This window comes from Mycobacterium sp. (assembly GCF_040398885.1).
Taxonomy (GTDB): domain Bacteria; phylum Actinomycetota; class Actinomycetes; order Mycobacteriales; family Mycobacteriaceae; genus Mycobacterium.
Map to the genome: position 1 here is coordinate 26,224 of NZ_JBBATF010000008.1, position 12,809 is coordinate 39,032.

17 protein-coding genes and 1 tRNA gene are annotated in these 12,809 nt (G+C 64.8%); 5 read left to right on the top strand and 13 right to left on the bottom strand.

Going from position 1 to position 12,809, the window contains the following annotated elements; translation table 11 throughout:
- The first annotated feature begins 8 nt into the window (after positions 1-8).
- The 3 genes from ADBZ5U_RS01645 to ADBZ5U_RS01655 are packed head-to-tail and all read left to right on the top strand — an operon-like array spanning position 9 to position 2,114.
- On the top strand, positions 9-1,382 hold the full coding sequence (locus ADBZ5U_RS01645) for a metallopeptidase TldD-related protein (RefSeq protein ID WP_526261689.1): 1,374 nt from the start codon (positions 9-11) through the stop codon (positions 1,380-1,382).
- Positions 1,383-1,425: 43 nt separating this feature from the next.
- Positions 1,426-1,680, top strand: coding sequence for an antitoxin (locus tag ADBZ5U_RS01650; protein ID WP_526261691.1), 255 nt, complete (start codon positions 1,426-1,428; stop codon positions 1,678-1,680).
- Positions 1,677-2,114, top strand: coding sequence for a type II toxin-antitoxin system VapC family toxin (locus ADBZ5U_RS01655; RefSeq protein ID WP_526261693.1), 438 nt, complete (start codon positions 1,677-1,679; stop codon positions 2,112-2,114). The genes ADBZ5U_RS01650 and ADBZ5U_RS01655 overlap by 4 nt, the downstream gene beginning before the upstream one ends.
- A 412-nt stretch (positions 2,115-2,526) precedes the next feature.
- Here the strand turns inward: ADBZ5U_RS01655 and ADBZ5U_RS01660 are convergent, their stop codons facing one another.
- The 9 genes from ADBZ5U_RS01660 to ADBZ5U_RS01700 form a co-directional block, all read right to left on the bottom strand.
- Positions 2,527-2,763, bottom strand: coding sequence for a hypothetical protein (locus ADBZ5U_RS01660; RefSeq protein WP_509666039.1), 237 nt, complete (start codon positions 2,761-2,763; stop codon positions 2,527-2,529).
- Positions 2,764-2,777: 14 nt separating this feature from the next.
- Positions 2,778-3,623, bottom strand: a complete 846-nt coding sequence (locus tag ADBZ5U_RS01665) for a metal ABC transporter permease (RefSeq protein WP_526261695.1) — start codon at positions 3,621-3,623, stop codon at positions 2,778-2,780.
- Between the two features lie 17 nt (positions 3,624-3,640).
- A complete protein-coding gene (locus ADBZ5U_RS01670) occupies positions 3,641-4,378 on the bottom strand; it encodes a metal ABC transporter ATP-binding protein (protein WP_526261697.1) in 738 nt (245 codons plus the stop codon).
- Positions 4,375-5,370 (bottom strand): WD40 repeat domain-containing protein, encoded by a 996-nt coding sequence (locus tag ADBZ5U_RS01675; protein WP_526261699.1) that lies wholly within the window; start codon positions 5,368-5,370, stop codon positions 4,375-4,377. The genes ADBZ5U_RS01670 and ADBZ5U_RS01675 overlap by 4 nt, the downstream gene beginning before the upstream one ends.
- A gap of 11 nt (positions 5,371-5,381) precedes the next feature.
- On the bottom strand, positions 5,382-6,380 hold the full coding sequence (locus tag ADBZ5U_RS01680) for a CobW family GTP-binding protein (RefSeq protein WP_526261701.1): 999 nt from the start codon (positions 6,378-6,380) through the stop codon (positions 5,382-5,384).
- Positions 6,364-6,585 carry a hypothetical protein gene (locus tag ADBZ5U_RS01685; RefSeq protein WP_509666013.1) on the bottom strand — a complete coding sequence of 74 codons (222 nt, stop codon included), beginning with the start codon at positions 6,583-6,585 and terminating at the stop codon, positions 6,364-6,366. Before ADBZ5U_RS01685 ends, ADBZ5U_RS01680 begins: the two co-directional genes overlap by 17 nt.
- 65 nt (positions 6,586-6,650) lie before the next feature.
- Positions 6,651-7,613, bottom strand: coding sequence for a metal ABC transporter substrate-binding protein (locus ADBZ5U_RS01690; protein WP_526261704.1), 963 nt, complete (start codon positions 7,611-7,613; stop codon positions 6,651-6,653).
- A 126-nt stretch (positions 7,614-7,739) separates the two neighbouring features.
- Positions 7,740-8,585 carry a sugar phosphate isomerase/epimerase family protein gene (locus ADBZ5U_RS01695; protein ID WP_526261706.1) on the bottom strand — a complete coding sequence of 282 codons (846 nt, stop codon included), beginning with the start codon at positions 8,583-8,585 and terminating at the stop codon, positions 7,740-7,742.
- Between the two features lie 65 nt (positions 8,586-8,650).
- Positions 8,651-8,905: a type B 50S ribosomal protein L31 gene (locus ADBZ5U_RS01700; RefSeq protein ID WP_526251188.1), complete on the bottom strand. Its 255-nt coding sequence runs from the start codon at positions 8,903-8,905 to the stop codon at positions 8,651-8,653.
- A 578-nt stretch (positions 8,906-9,483) separates the two neighbouring features.
- On the opposite strand from ADBZ5U_RS01700, the gene ADBZ5U_RS01705 reads away from it, so the two are divergent.
- Together ADBZ5U_RS01705 and ADBZ5U_RS01710 are read left to right on the top strand one after the other, a co-directional pair.
- On the top strand, positions 9,484-9,777 hold the full coding sequence (locus ADBZ5U_RS01705; protein ID WP_526261708.1) for a hypothetical protein: 294 nt from the start codon (positions 9,484-9,486) through the stop codon (positions 9,775-9,777).
- 98 nt (positions 9,778-9,875) lie between these two features.
- Complete coding sequence (locus ADBZ5U_RS01710) at positions 9,876-10,142, top strand: ArsR/SmtB family transcription factor (protein WP_509665897.1); 267 nt, start codon at positions 9,876-9,878, stop codon at positions 10,140-10,142.
- A gap of 448 nt (positions 10,143-10,590) precedes the next feature.
- Here the strand turns inward: ADBZ5U_RS01710 and ADBZ5U_RS01715 are convergent, their stop codons facing one another.
- The 4 genes from ADBZ5U_RS01715 to ADBZ5U_RS01730 form a co-directional block, all read right to left on the bottom strand.
- Positions 10,591-10,932 carry a hypothetical protein gene (locus tag ADBZ5U_RS01715; RefSeq protein ID WP_509665896.1) on the bottom strand — a complete coding sequence of 114 codons (342 nt, stop codon included), beginning with the start codon at positions 10,930-10,932 and terminating at the stop codon, positions 10,591-10,593.
- Positions 10,929-11,294 carry a polymorphic toxin type 50 domain-containing protein gene (locus tag ADBZ5U_RS01720; RefSeq protein ID WP_509665895.1) on the bottom strand — a complete coding sequence of 122 codons (366 nt, stop codon included), beginning with the start codon at positions 11,292-11,294 and terminating at the stop codon, positions 10,929-10,931. The genes ADBZ5U_RS01715 and ADBZ5U_RS01720 overlap by 4 nt, the downstream gene beginning before the upstream one ends.
- The gene (locus ADBZ5U_RS01725) at positions 11,291-12,067 is read right to left on the bottom strand and encodes a DUF4417 domain-containing protein (protein ID WP_526261711.1); all 777 of its coding nucleotides are present in this window, start codon (positions 12,065-12,067) and stop codon (positions 11,291-11,293) included. The genes ADBZ5U_RS01720 and ADBZ5U_RS01725 overlap by 4 nt, the downstream gene beginning before the upstream one ends.
- A gap of 667 nt (positions 12,068-12,734) precedes the next feature.
- Positions 12,735-12,808 (bottom strand) — tRNA-Ile (locus ADBZ5U_RS01730).
- Position 12,809 lies beyond the last annotated feature (1 nt).

Below are 12,809 nucleotides of genomic sequence, written 5' to 3' on the forward strand. Positions count from 1 at the left end.
CGGGGCCGATGATCCCGGCTCAGGATGCCGTGGATCTGGTGCTGCAGTCGGCGGCCCGGACCAACCGGTGCGACGAGACCATCGTCATCGTCACCGACAGATCCGAAGCCTCGTTGCGCTGGGCCGGCAATTCGATGACCACCAACGGGGTCTCCACCAGTCGCACCACCGCGGTGGTTTCCATTGTCCGAACGGGGGATAGGGCCCACGTCGGCGCGCTGCGCTCCAGCGTGGTCGATCCCGGCGCCACCGACGGACTGGTCGCCGCCGCCGACAAGGCCGCCCACACCGCACCCGAGGCCCGAGACGCGGTCCCGCTGGTGACCGGCGGCGGTTCACCCGCCGACTGGGATGACCCCCTGCCCGGCACCGGGGCCGGGGCGTTCGCCGAACTCGCCCGTGCGCTGTCCTCGGCGTTCGGCCGATCCGACCGGCTGTACGGATTCGCCCACCACACCGTGGAGACGACGTTCCTGGCCACCTCGACCGGGGTGCGGCGCCGCTTCACCCAGCCGACCGGGTCGCTGGAGGTCAACGCCAAGCGGGGCAATGCCAGCGCCTGGGCCGGGATCGGCACGCCGTGGTTCGCCGACGTTCCCGTCGACGCGATGCTGGCCGACCTGTCCACGCGCCTGGACTGGTCCAGGCGCACCGTGGAGTTACCGGCCGGACGCTACGAGACGCTGATGCCGCCGTCGGCGGTGGCCGACATGATGATCTACCTGAACTGGTCGATGGACGGCCGCGGCGCCCAGGAGGGCCGCACCGCGCTCTCGGCGCCGGGCGGCGGGACCAGAGCGGGGGAGACGCTCACGGACCTGCCCCTGACGATGTACTCGGATCCGTTCGCGGCCGGCCTGGAGTGCGCGCCGTTCGTGCACACCGCGTCGGGCTCGGATCGGTTGTCGGTGTTCGACAACGGAATGGACATCGGCCGGGTGGACTGGATCCGCGACGGCACCATCTCGTCGCTGGTCTACCCGCGGGCGTCCGCCGCCGAGTTCGGCGTTTCCCCCGCCGTGCCCGCCGACAATCTGCTGATGACCGGCGGCACAAAGGATCTCGGCGAGATGGTCGCCTCAACCGAGCGGGGACTTCTACTCACCACCCTGTGGTACATCCGCACCGTCGACCCCGCCACGCTGCTGCTCACCGGGCTCACCCGCGACGGGGTGTACCTGATCGAGGACGGCGAGATCACCGCGGCGGTCAACAACTTCCGGTTCAACGAGAGCCCGCTTGATCTGCTGCGCCGGGCCGCAGAGGCCGGCCGGGCCGAGACCACCCTGCCCCGGGAGTGGAGCGATTGGGCCACCCGGGCGGTGATGCCGACGCTGCGGATCCCGGACTTCCACATGTCCTCGGTCAGCCAAGCGCGGTGATTTGACAGCATGGCATCACTTTTTGTGATGCTATGCTGTCACCGTGCGAACGACCGTGACCTTGGATGATGACACGCTGGCAATGGTTCACCGGCGTATGCGTGACCGGGGTGTCTCGTTCAAGACCGCCCTCAACGATGCGATCCGGGAAGGCGCGCAGCGGCGTCCGGCGCCCAAGCCTTTCACCACTCGGACCGCTGACCTCGGCGTTCCGGCGGTCAACCTAGACCGTGCGCTGCAGGTGGCAGCGGAGATGGAAGACGAGGAACTGATCGGTCGTCAGCGCCGGGGCGCATGAAGATCGTCGACGCCAACGTACTTCTCTACGCGGTCAATTCGTCGAGTGAGCATCATCGGGCCAGCCGCCGTTGGCTTGACACGGCTTTGTCCGGCGCCGACATCGTCGGGTTTTCCTGGGTGTCCCTGCTCGCCTTCGTCCGCCTGACGACCAAGGTGGGCCTTTTTCCCTCTCCGCTGCTTCCGGCGGAGGCGATCCGACAGCTCACCGAGTGGCTGGCGGCGCCTGGTGCAGTGGTCGTCGGCCCGTCGGCCCGTCACGCCGATGTTCTGGGCGGGTTGCTGACCCGGGTCGGAACGGGCGGCAACCTCGTCAACGGCGGGCACCTTGCGGCCCTGGCGGTCGAGCACCGGGCCACAATCGTCAGTTACGACAGCGACTTTGGTCGATTCGAGGGCGTCGCCTGGCGGACACCCGAGGCTCTTCTGGCGTGAAGGTCTGACGGTAGCGCTGCCGATGCGATCGGATTATTACATGGTGCAGATCGCTGTCGAACTGCAAACCACCACTTGGCATTGCCACTCACGCCGAAGGTGTCCGCGTTCATCCGTTCACAAGGAAGAAACCGGATCTAGCAGGAACTAGTAGGGGCCAGGAACTTGTAGGGCGGGTCGGACTTGAACCGACGACCAACGGATTAGCGAAACTGAGTTCCGGCCGTCTCCTTAGGAGTCCGAATAGTGCTGTGGCCCAATTGAATCAAGCTTCAATGAGAACCTGTTGGACCCGTCTGGTTCCGGTAGTTTCCTGGACGTATTCGATGAATAAACGATGACTGCGCAAACGGCCGTGAATCGGGTTTGCCGGCCTAAGCCGGTACAGACAACTTTCCGGGGCCGTCTGCGGTCAGTGGGTCTCCCCCGGTTCGCAGGCCAGCGTTGGATCAGCACAGATGCTTGTCGGCATGACCGGCGAGTTGGAATGCGGGTCGCGGTCGACCGTGACCGAGGACTCGTCCGGAGCTGACGGGTCGGCTTCGTCGGCGGCCGCGGGTGCCGAAAGAAGGCCCGAAGACACCGTTAGCGCCATCATGCCGGCTATGGCAAACCCTGCCGCGCCGAGCGCAATTCGCTTCAACACCATCTATTTTCCTTTCTTCAATGTGCGGCCGCTGAGGCCCTGTCTGGGATCAGGCTTCGCCGTGACGCTCGGGCGGGGTGCGCCCACAGCGCCGCTACGCCTACCTGCGCCACCGCCAGCAGGGCGACCGTGGGACCGGTCGGCAGACCGGCGTGGTAGCTGACGAGCAGACCAACCACGCCGGCCATCAGGCCCGAGGCGACCGCGATGGCGAACATGGCGTTTAGCGAACGGCCTAGCATTCGCGCCGTCACCGCCGGCGCGACGATCAACGTCACCGCCATCAGTACGCCGACGGTCACGAGGCCGGCGACGACGGTCATCGACAGCACCACCAGCAGCGCCGAATCAATAAGCCCGACGCGCATTCCCACGGTGCGTGCGTGCACCGCATCGAACGTCGTCGCCAGCAGTGCGGGCTTCATCACGGCGAGTGTCCCGATGACGATCACCACCAGTGCCACGTCGACGATCACGTCGAACCGACTCACGGTGAGCGGATTTCCGAACAGCACGTGGGCCAGCGCCCGGGGTTCGCTCTGCAGGGAGACGCCGATGACTCCCAGAGCGAACAAGCCCTGGCCGACAACACCGATCGCGCCGTCTTCGGGCACCCGGGCCCGGACGACCAGCAGCGAGATGAACAGTGCCATTGCCAACGCCGCGATCAAGCCGCCGACTAGCAGGCTTCCCCCGATGATGGCCGCACCGGCCACCCCGGCCAGCATCCCGTGACTCATCGCGTCGGTGAGGTACACCAGGCGCCGCGAGAGCGCCCATACCCCGCACGCCGGCGCGGCGATACAGACGGCGATGGTCGCCACGGCTGCGCGCACCATGAAGTCGTATTCGAAGGGCTCCATGAGCCACCCGGACCAGTTCACGCCGCAACCCGGCGCAAGAAGATGCTCTCGATCCCGTCGGCGTCGAGCACGCTGGCCGCCGGCCCGTCAGCCACCACGGCACCGCCGCTGAGGGCGACGACCCGGCTGAAGCTCCCGCGGGCGATGTCGACCTCGTGCAGGACGCAGCACACCGCCAGGTCGCCGACGGTCAGGCGTTGGATCAGTGCCAGCACGGTGTCGACGGTCTCCAGGTCCAACCCGGCCAGCGGCTCATCCATCAGCAGCACGTCCGGCTGCTGGACCAGCGCACGAGCCAGCAGGACCCGCTGCGCCTGGCCTCCCGACAGTTCGCTGACGGAGCGATCACCGAGATCGTCCAGGCCCACCGCCGCCAGTGCGGTGCCCACGGCGTCCCTCTCGTCGTGGCTGCCACGGCGCCACCACCGGTTGTGAAGGCGCCCCGCTGCCACCACCTGACCGACCGAGAACGGTAGATCCCAGCGCGCCTCGGAGCGTTGGGGAACGTAAGCGACCTCGACCGTCCTGGCGGTGTGATGGCAACTTTCCGCATGCAGGACCACCTCGCCGCGCGCTGCCGGTTCGATACCGCACAGCGCTCGCAGCAGAGACGACTTGCCGCTCCCGTTGCGCCCGACGATCGCCACCGCCTCGCCCGGCCACACCGCCAGATCGGTCGGCTGCAGGGCGCATCGGCGGCCGTAGGTGACCGATAGGCGGCGGGTCTCCAGTACCGGTGTTGCGGGCCGGTTCATCCGGCACCGCCGATAGGACGGGCCATCACGGTGGAGTCAGACCAGCCCACCAGCAGCCGGCCCAACCCGTCCCAGCACAGCGCTGCCGCCGGGGAGTCCCGGCGCATCGAGTCGATCGCCGGCTCGGGCCGGCCGGGCCGCGCACGGGCCGGGTGCCACACCGCGACGCTGCCGTCGGAGGCCACCCCGGCGAGCAAGCCGCCGCGAGACGCCCAGGCGATGGCAACCACCGCCTCCTCGTGACCGCGCAGCACCCGCGGTGTGGATCCGCGTGGCCCGCGGCCGGTGAAGTCCCAGACCGTCACGTCGCTTCCGCCCCCGGAGGCCAACAGCGTGGAGTCCGGGCTGAACGCCAGCGCGCTGATCTTCCTGGGATAGCCCGACATCGACAGTTCGTTGCCACCGCGGCCGAGCCGCCAGATATGCAGCGTCGCATCCTGATTGCCGGTGGCAATCCACTTGCGGTCGGGACTCACCGACAGCGCAAGTAGCGAACCGGTGAAGGGCATCTGGTCGCGGGGGGCGGTGTTGGAGGCATGGTGCAGGTGCACACCCCCGTAGGCGGCCGAGGCGACCCGACGGTTCACCCACGCCACCGCCGCCACGGTGCTCGACCGCCCGCCTCTGAAGATCTCTGTGCCGGTAGCATCCAGGACGACGACGCTGCGGCCGACCCCGGCGGCAAGGCGAGTCCCGTCGGGACTCCACGCAACCGAGGAGCACCATCCGCCCGGGTGTTCGGCGATCACCGTGCCGGCGGGGTCGACGATCAACACCCCGTCGACGGTTCCGACCGCGACGCGGTTCCCGTCCGGGGACCACGCCGCCGCCAGGCACCCCGTCGATACCACCTGGCGGCAGTGCAGCTCGCCCTCGGCGGAGATCAGGCTCAGTGAGCCCTCCGCTCCCGCTACGGCGACGCGGCCGTCCTCGGCCGCCGACAGTGCCGCAACCCCGTCGTCCACCTCGACCCGCCAATCTCGGGCGGTCACCGGCGCGGAGCTCACGTCACCGGCTCCAGGCAGGCCAGAAAGCCTGTCTCGAGTTCCGTGCGGTCGAGGTTACGGCCGATGAAAACCATCCTGTTGGTGCGTGTTTCGTCTGCGCGCCACGGTCGGCCTTCGGTGCCGTCGAAGAGCATGTGCACGCCCTGGAAGACGTACTGATTTCCCTCCCCGGCAATGGCGAGGATGCCCTTGCTGCGGAAGATGTCGACGCCCTTGGTGGACAGCAACTCCCCCAGCCAGTCGTTGAGGCGGTCGACCACCACTTCGCCGTCCACCTTGATGCTCACCGATGTCACACTCTGGTCGTGCTGGTGATCGGTCTGCTCGAGGAACGCCGGATCCTCGGCCAGCACCCGCTGCAGATCGAAGGCACCCACATCCAAAATGAAGTCCAAGTCGACGTTGGCGTTCTCAGCGCGGACGATGTCGGCGGCGACGTTGATCGCCCGCAGCCGGCCCTCGACGTCGGCCAGCCGGGCGGAACTGACCAAGTCGACTTTATTGAGGATCATCCGGTCTGCGAAGGCGACCTGCTCGACGGCTTCGTTCTCGACGCCCTCCGGTTTGACCTCGTCGAGGTGGTCCAGCACGTGCGCCGCATCGACGACCGTCACGATCGCGTCCAGCCGCAGCTGATCGCGGATCTCATCGTCGACGAAGAAGGTCTGAGCCACCGGGGCGGGATCGGCCAGACCCGTTGTCTCGATGAGGATCTGGTCGAATCGGTCGCGGCGGCGCATCAACGCCGACAGGATCCGGATCAGGTCGCCACGGACGGTGCAACAGATACACCCGTTGTTCATCTCGAAGATCTCCTCCTCGGCGTCGAGGACGAGCGCGTCGTCGATTCCCACCTCCCCGAACTCGTTCTCGATCACCGCGATCCGCTTCCCGTGCTCCTCGCGCAGGATCCGGTTCACCAGCGTCGTCTTCCCGGCGCCGAGGAAGCCGGTGATCACCGTCACCGGTACCCGCTGGTCAGTCGTGGTCGTCATGGTCGATTCCTCCTGGGTGATCGTTGAGTGCGGTCACGAGTTCCTCGTGGCCGATTTCGGCGGCCGGCTTGGCGAACTTCCAGGCCCGCCGCGGCGGGCCGAGGTCAGCGATGACGGTTTCCACTGGGGGGCAGCCGGGTTCGCTGCAGGCCAGTTGCTGAACCAGGATCGGCGCGTCCTCGTCGAGGTGACGCACTGACCGCACGATCAGCTTCAGACGCCGGATGTGTTCGACCGGGGCTCGGGGGGACGATCCCGCGCCACCGGGAATCACGATGCCCGGCACCCCAGGCCTTTCGCGATCCGGTCGAGGTTGCCGTCCATCACACTCAGGTAGTTCTCGTCAGGGCCTACGGATCCCCGCGGGTCGAATTCCAGCGCCGATAACAAGCTGACCTGCGCGCCGATCTCATCGGCGACCGTCTGGGAAAGATCACTCGGCAGAGCGTCTTCGAAGAACACCGTCTTGACGTTGTCCTGCCGGGCGATCTCGGCGATGGACTGCAGCGTCTTGGGGTCCGGCTCGTCTTCCGGATTGAACCCGGCGATCGGGACCTGTTGCAGGCCGTAGGCGTCGGCGAGATAGCCGAAGGCCGCATGGCTGGTGACCAGCACGCGCGTGTCGCAGTTGGTCAACTCCGTGCGGTACCGGGCATCGAGTCCCTCAAGACTTGTCCGTAATTGCGCCAAATTGGACTCGACCGTCGGTGCCAGCTGTGGCAGCGCCGTTTCGATGGTGCCCGCAGCGGCGTCGGCCATCGCGATCATCTCCACCGGAGACAGCCACACGTGCGGGTCCTTACCGCCGGCGAGTGTCTCCTTGCCGATGTCACCGGCGGTCAGCAGTTCCACACCGGGGGCGGTGAGCAGATCCTCGGCCGCGGCGCCGGCACCGAGTTGGTCGACCGCCCGCTGCACGTCGGGCTGGAAGTCCCCACCCAGGTAGAGAACAACGTCAGCCTTGTCGATTTCCTTGCGGTCTCTGGCGTCCAGGGCCAAATCGTGGGGCTCGGTGCCTTCCGGTGTCAGGGAGATGACCGACGCCTGGTCGCCGACTAGCTCCTGCGCCAGCCATTGGACCGGATAGAAGTTGGTCACGATCAGCGGCTGCTCGGCGCCTGCGGCCGGCTGATCACCCTGAGCGGCCGGCGGGCGGTCCGAGCGGGTGCCGCAACCAGCGGACGCCAGGACTACAGGAACCAAGGCCGCCAGCACTGTTATCGCCAGGCGCATCACGCCACTCCTTAATGAAAACAATTTTCATTAAGAATGTACCGTGCCGATGGCCTTGGTGCCAACACGGCGAGGCGACTTCCCCTGAACCGCAGACCGTTGCCGCTGGCCCCCGGGCCATGCCGGTCAACGCAACAAGTGGGTGCGCGCGAACTGCAGTGACTCGGCCAATAGCGCTCGTCGCTCGTTGGCACTGCGCGCTCCTGAGGTGCTGACCTCAAGGATCACCTGGCCGCCAAAGTTGCTGTCCGCCAACATTTTGCAGATCTCCACGGCGGGCTGGGTTCCACGACCGGGCACCAGGTGCTCGTCAGTGGCGGCACCGGTGCCGTCGCACAGGTGCAGATGCGTCAGGCCAGCCCCCATCCTTCGGGCCATGTCCAACGCGTCGGTGCCGGCGGTTGCGGTATGCGACAGGTCCAGCGTGTAGTGCCTATGGCCACCGTCAAGCGGGTCATAGGACGGGGCGAACGCCGAGACCGCCACTCCCGGTTGCCCGCCACGTCGGCGCATCCGCTCGATCGAAGGAGTCCCTGAACCGAAGAACCGGTCGGCGCGGAAGGGGAACATGTTCTCCACCGCCACCAGCACGTCGCCCCTTTGCTCCAACCGCGCCACCTGATCGGAGAATCCCTCGGCGTAGCGGCGCTGCCAGCGAAACGGCGGATGCACAACCACCGTGGCGGCGCCGAGACGTTCGGCGGCGGCCACGCTCATCTCGAGTTTGGCGATCGGATCGGATCCCCAGACGCGCTGTGAGATCAGCAGACACGGCGCGTGCACCGAGAGCACCGGGACCCCGTACCGGCGCGAGAGTTCCGCTACCGCAACCACGTTCTGGCTCACCGGTTCAGCCCACACCATCAGCTCGACGCCGTCATAACCCAATTCGGCGGCGTAGGCAAAGGCGGCCTCGGCGCGCAGCGGGTAGACCGAGGCCGTCGAGAGACCGACTTTGATGGCGGGGAGCATACAGGCCCGGGGGCTAATCGCGGGGTATCAGGGCCGGTGGACCCGCCCCGCCAGGCTATCGGGGATCAGCGGGGCGCCCTTTTCCCATAGCGCTGCTCGAACCGCGCCACCCGGCCCGCGGTGTCGAGAACCTTCTGCCGACCGGTATAGAAAGGATGGCTCGCGCTGGAGATCTCGACGTCGATCACCGGGTAGGTGTTGCCATCGGACCACTCGATCGTCTGGCCCGAGGTGGCCGTCGAGCGGGTGAGGAAGGCGAAGTCCGCGCTTTTGTCGCGGAAGACGACATATCCATAGTCGGGATGGATTCCCGGTTTCATATCTCCTCCAAGGGTTAGTGCCTGACGTGATTGCGACGAATGGACCTCCGTCGCGCGGTTGAGGTGGTTCTAGCCGACCCGGCGAGAGCGCTTGCGCCGAGATGGTGGCCGGAATGCGTTGTAGGTCAATTCAACCGGCATGAGGGCCTGGCCCGGACCGCCGGCCTCCAACCAGCCGATCAATTCGTCCATGGCGGGCTTGGTGTGCATCCTCGCCAGCCAAACCGGGCCTTGGCCCTGTTGGCGGCGGCGAGCGTGCGGATGGACGACGATCACGTCTCTGCGGTCACATGGCCCCAGGCAATCACTTGTGCGCACTTGCACCGAGTTAAGCCGTTGGCGCAGATACTCCAAGCGGGCGGCGGCCCGTTTCGGGTCATCGGTGCCGCAGCAACACCCTCTACATATGGTCAGTGCGCAATCCGGCTTCACGGTTCGTCTCTGTCGGTCGAAGGGAACTACACGCTTAATCCTTATTGATAATTGTTGTCATTAAGGATAGCAGCGCCGGCCGGGCTCGACTTTTCATAAGCATATGCGCATGCAATTATGGGATTACGACCAGAAAGGAACATCCCATGACCGCCCACTCGACACACTCCGATCATGACCACAACCACGGGCCGTCCTGTGGCCACGTCGCGGTGGAGCATGAAGGCCACGTCGACTACCTCCACGATGGCCACGCGCACCACCTGCACGGAGACCACTACGACGAGCACACGGTGAGCGCTCACGTCACCGCCGAGGTTCACGACCACACCCATGGGGACGGTTGCGGACATGAGGCCATCGCGCATGAGGATCACGTCGACTACCTCCACGGCGCGCACCGGCACGCGCCACACGGGGATCACTATGACGAGCACTGATCGTCAGCGGTGACTCATCCTGGATGCGCATGACCGAAGGCGGGTCCGCCCCGATAGATGGGTCCGGAGCCGACAGCCTTGATCTCAGGTACCGGCGGGTGACCGAGATTTTTGCCGCACTCGCATCACCGGTGCGGGCGGCAATTATCGACCTGCTCTCAGTGAAGGGCCACACCGTCAGCGCCATTGTCGAGGCACTCGGCATCTCCCAACCGTTGGCCTCGCAACACCTACGCACCCTGCGGACAGCTGGCTTGGTGGAGGTGGAACGCGACGGGCGCACCTCGGTCTACCGACTCGCCGACGAACACGTGGCGCACATCTTCCTTGACGCACTGCAGCACAGCCGCGAAACGCCCGGTTGAATCCACGGAACTCACCAACGGGCCCGTTATGGGGCCGGTAGTCCGACTGAATCTTCCCTGTTCCCAACCGGCTCGGTCGCTGCCCACCTGATCGCGCCTCAGACGACCCTTCCGTGGACATATTCAATGAATAAACGACGACTCCGCTGCCCGATCCGGGAAGAAACCGGATCTACCAGGAATTAGTAGGGCGGGTCGGGCTCGAACCGACGACCAACGGATTGACGGGCCGGGGCTCCAGTCTACATTGCATTCAATCCCATAATCCGCACTACTGCAGCACTTTTCGATCGTGTCGCCACCTGATGAAGCTTGCCGATTCCGGTCGTTCCCCGGTCACACTCGATGAATAAACGATGACCGGCCGACCCCCTTCCCCGTATTTGCTGGACTGGGGCAGACGGCCGGTGGGGCTGCAACGCCGGTCGCCCAGCGCTGCAACTCCGACTCAGTTCGAGGGCCCAGGGTAGACGACGGTCCCTCTGTCGATGTCCTTGATCAGGGCCGGCCAATCGCGGTAATCCAGCGTGAATCCGTCTTGGTATCTGCGGCGTCCGGTTCGAATAGTCTCGACAATGTTCATCGCGATTTGATAGAACTCGTCGTAGCCCCGGTCGTCGATCTCGATGTCTAGTTCACCGCTGTTCTCGCTTTCATATGACGCGAAATAACGACAGACGTAACTCTCCCCGTCGGGGAACTCGACAACATAGCGGGTGCCGGGATGGTTGTCGTCGTATTCCTCGAGGACTCCGAACTGGAATTCCTCCTCGGGATGGAAGTAAGTCATCGCGACTCCTGCTCATGGGGTGTGGTGGGAACGATGTGAGCACCGGTCTTCGAGTAGTGAATAGTGCCGCGAGTGGTGGGCCTGGCATGACCAGTCTTCGAGTTCCTGTGCATACCGATGACAACTCCGAAGTCGACGACCTCCCGGTTTGGGGGGTACCACGTTCCTGTGCCGGCATTCAGCTCGACAAGGTGCTGCAACTCCGTAATGGACACGGTGATCGTGGACTTCGACGCATCGTGATTAGGCTGACCGGGCATGTGTTTGGCTTGTTTCCCGAAGTGCAGGACCGTGGTGAATCCCCTGACAGTGCGGAATTCGTGATCAGCCCTGGCGATCAGGCGGCTTCGTGGCTTGCTCATGCCGCCTTCCTAAACGAAGACCGGAGGAAGCTGTCGGGTGCGTAGACATGAACTGGAATGCCTCGCGCTAGAGGGTATTTGAGCACACCGTATGCATCGCTCCCGTACACCACCAGGCTGGTCGGCATACATGTGTCGCAAATAATCCGGATCTCTTCAATCACGCATGGCCGGTTCTCCCGCGACTTTGTGCAGCCGTATAGCCCGATGGCGAGCGTTGAACGTAAGGGCACTCCCGCGAGGGCATACGGAACCGAGTTGCGACCGCTGAGCCGGACATTGGGAATCACATTGTGACCGTCGGCCTGCATACGAGCGCCCAGCAACTGGTTACGGAAGATGTTGTAAATCTGTTGAGCCTTGGGCAGATTCCGGTAGGTCGAGTAGTCGGGGCTGATGACTCCGGCGAATCCGCGGAATTTCTTGAAATACTGCTCGGGCGAGGACCAGAAGCGCTCCGTCTTGTAGTCGTCTTCATAGCCGTGGACCCACGCTTCCGGATCTGGCTTGCCCATCCTGGAAGCCTCGCTGAAGGCGATCAGGCGCTCAGGCACCAGTGAGCAGGCGTCGATCTTCGGAATGTCATGCGGACCAACCAAAGTCAATCCATCAAGTAGCCGTCCGTTGAATACGTCCCGGCGGTCACGCGCCTTCTTCGCAGGGCGATCGGCTACCCGGGTAGGCAGTGCGACCCTCGCAAGATTACTTTCAACGCCGATCTCGAAGAGCACTGATTGTTCGAGAGGGCGCAGGGTCCTCTTGAAACTTGTCATGAGGAGCACCCCGGAAGGAAATCGACCACGGCGGAAACGACTGGGCTGAACAGTCGTCCTTCAGTTGCCGCATTAGCCCGGAGGGATAACATCAAGCAGTCCCTTCCGTGCTTTGCCGCGCAGATCGGACTCCGTCGACGGTTGCAGCCGTCGCGATTGGCTGGGTGGGCGCTTGCAGGCGCCCACCCAGCGCTCATTTGTTACCTGATTGATCACCGGATGCCTTTCGCTTCAAGCCGTTCCTACCGGGGCTAGCGTGGGTGGCCAGTGGACGCCCACTACCGGCTCCAGTATGAAGCCTGGGTCGACAAGACTTGGGTCGACACGCCGAAGTAAACACAACATATAGTGGCCATGGGCTAGATCTGACACACTATCTAGTGTGAATTGCGCGCGCAGAAACTCGGTGAGCCCTGTCCGCCTTCAATCGCCGCGACGGGGCTTCAGCGGCCGTCCGTGGAAGCATTCACCAGAGCACCGACACTTCGATCGGACCGTTATCGGGCCCGAAGTCCGGGCAGATCGCTCTTGTTCCCGCGATCGCCGGACGAGACCGAGCAGATCGGCTCTACAAGAGCCTTTCCGTGGACATAAACGATGAATAAACGATGACCCGGGGCGCCGAGAGGCGTAGCACTAGGAAGAAACCGGATCTACCAGGAACTAGTAGGGCGGGTCGGACTTGAACCGACGACCAACGGATTATGAGTCCGCGGCTCTAACCAACTGAGCTACCGCCCCC

Excerpts from the sequence above, each read along its gene's own strand:
- ADBZ5U_RS01645 (WP_526261689.1), top strand. The coding sequence starts at position 9 with ATGATCCCGGCTCAGGATGCCGTGGATCTGGTGCTGCAGTCGGCGGCC.
- ADBZ5U_RS01655 (WP_526261693.1), top strand. The coding sequence starts at position 1,677 with ATGAAGATCGTCGACGCCAACGTACTTCTCTACGCGGTCAATTCGTCG.
- ADBZ5U_RS01660 (WP_509666039.1), bottom strand. The coding sequence starts at position 2,763 with ATGGTGTTGAAGCGAATTGCGCTCGGCGCGGCAGGGTTTGCCATAGCC.
- ADBZ5U_RS01665 (WP_526261695.1), bottom strand. The coding sequence starts at position 3,623 with ATGGAGCCCTTCGAATACGACTTCATGGTGCGCGCAGCCGTGGCGACC.
- ADBZ5U_RS01670 (WP_526261697.1), bottom strand. The coding sequence starts at position 4,378 with ATGAACCGGCCCGCAACACCGGTACTGGAGACCCGCCGCCTATCGGTC.
- ADBZ5U_RS01680 (WP_526261701.1), bottom strand. The coding sequence starts at position 6,380 with ATGACGACCACGACTGACCAGCGGGTACCGGTGACGGTGATCACCGGC.
- ADBZ5U_RS01690 (WP_526261704.1), bottom strand. The coding sequence starts at position 7,613 with ATGCGCCTGGCGATAACAGTGCTGGCGGCCTTGGTTCCTGTAGTCCTG.
- ADBZ5U_RS01695 (WP_526261706.1), bottom strand. The coding sequence starts at position 8,585 with ATGCTCCCCGCCATCAAAGTCGGTCTCTCGACGGCCTCGGTCTACCCG.
- ADBZ5U_RS01700 (WP_526251188.1), bottom strand. The coding sequence starts at position 8,905 with ATGAAACCGGGAATCCATCCCGACTATGGATATGTCGTCTTCCGCGAC.
- ADBZ5U_RS01705 (WP_526261708.1), top strand. The coding sequence starts at position 9,484 with ATGACCGCCCACTCGACACACTCCGATCATGACCACAACCACGGGCCG.
- ADBZ5U_RS01715 (WP_509665896.1), bottom strand. The coding sequence starts at position 10,932 with ATGACTTACTTCCATCCCGAGGAGGAATTCCAGTTCGGAGTCCTCGAG.
- ADBZ5U_RS01720 (WP_509665895.1), bottom strand. The coding sequence starts at position 11,294 with ATGAGCAAGCCACGAAGCCGCCTGATCGCCAGGGCTGATCACGAATTC.
- ADBZ5U_RS01725 (WP_526261711.1), bottom strand. The coding sequence starts at position 12,067 with ATGACAAGTTTCAAGAGGACCCTGCGCCCTCTCGAACAATCAGTGCTC.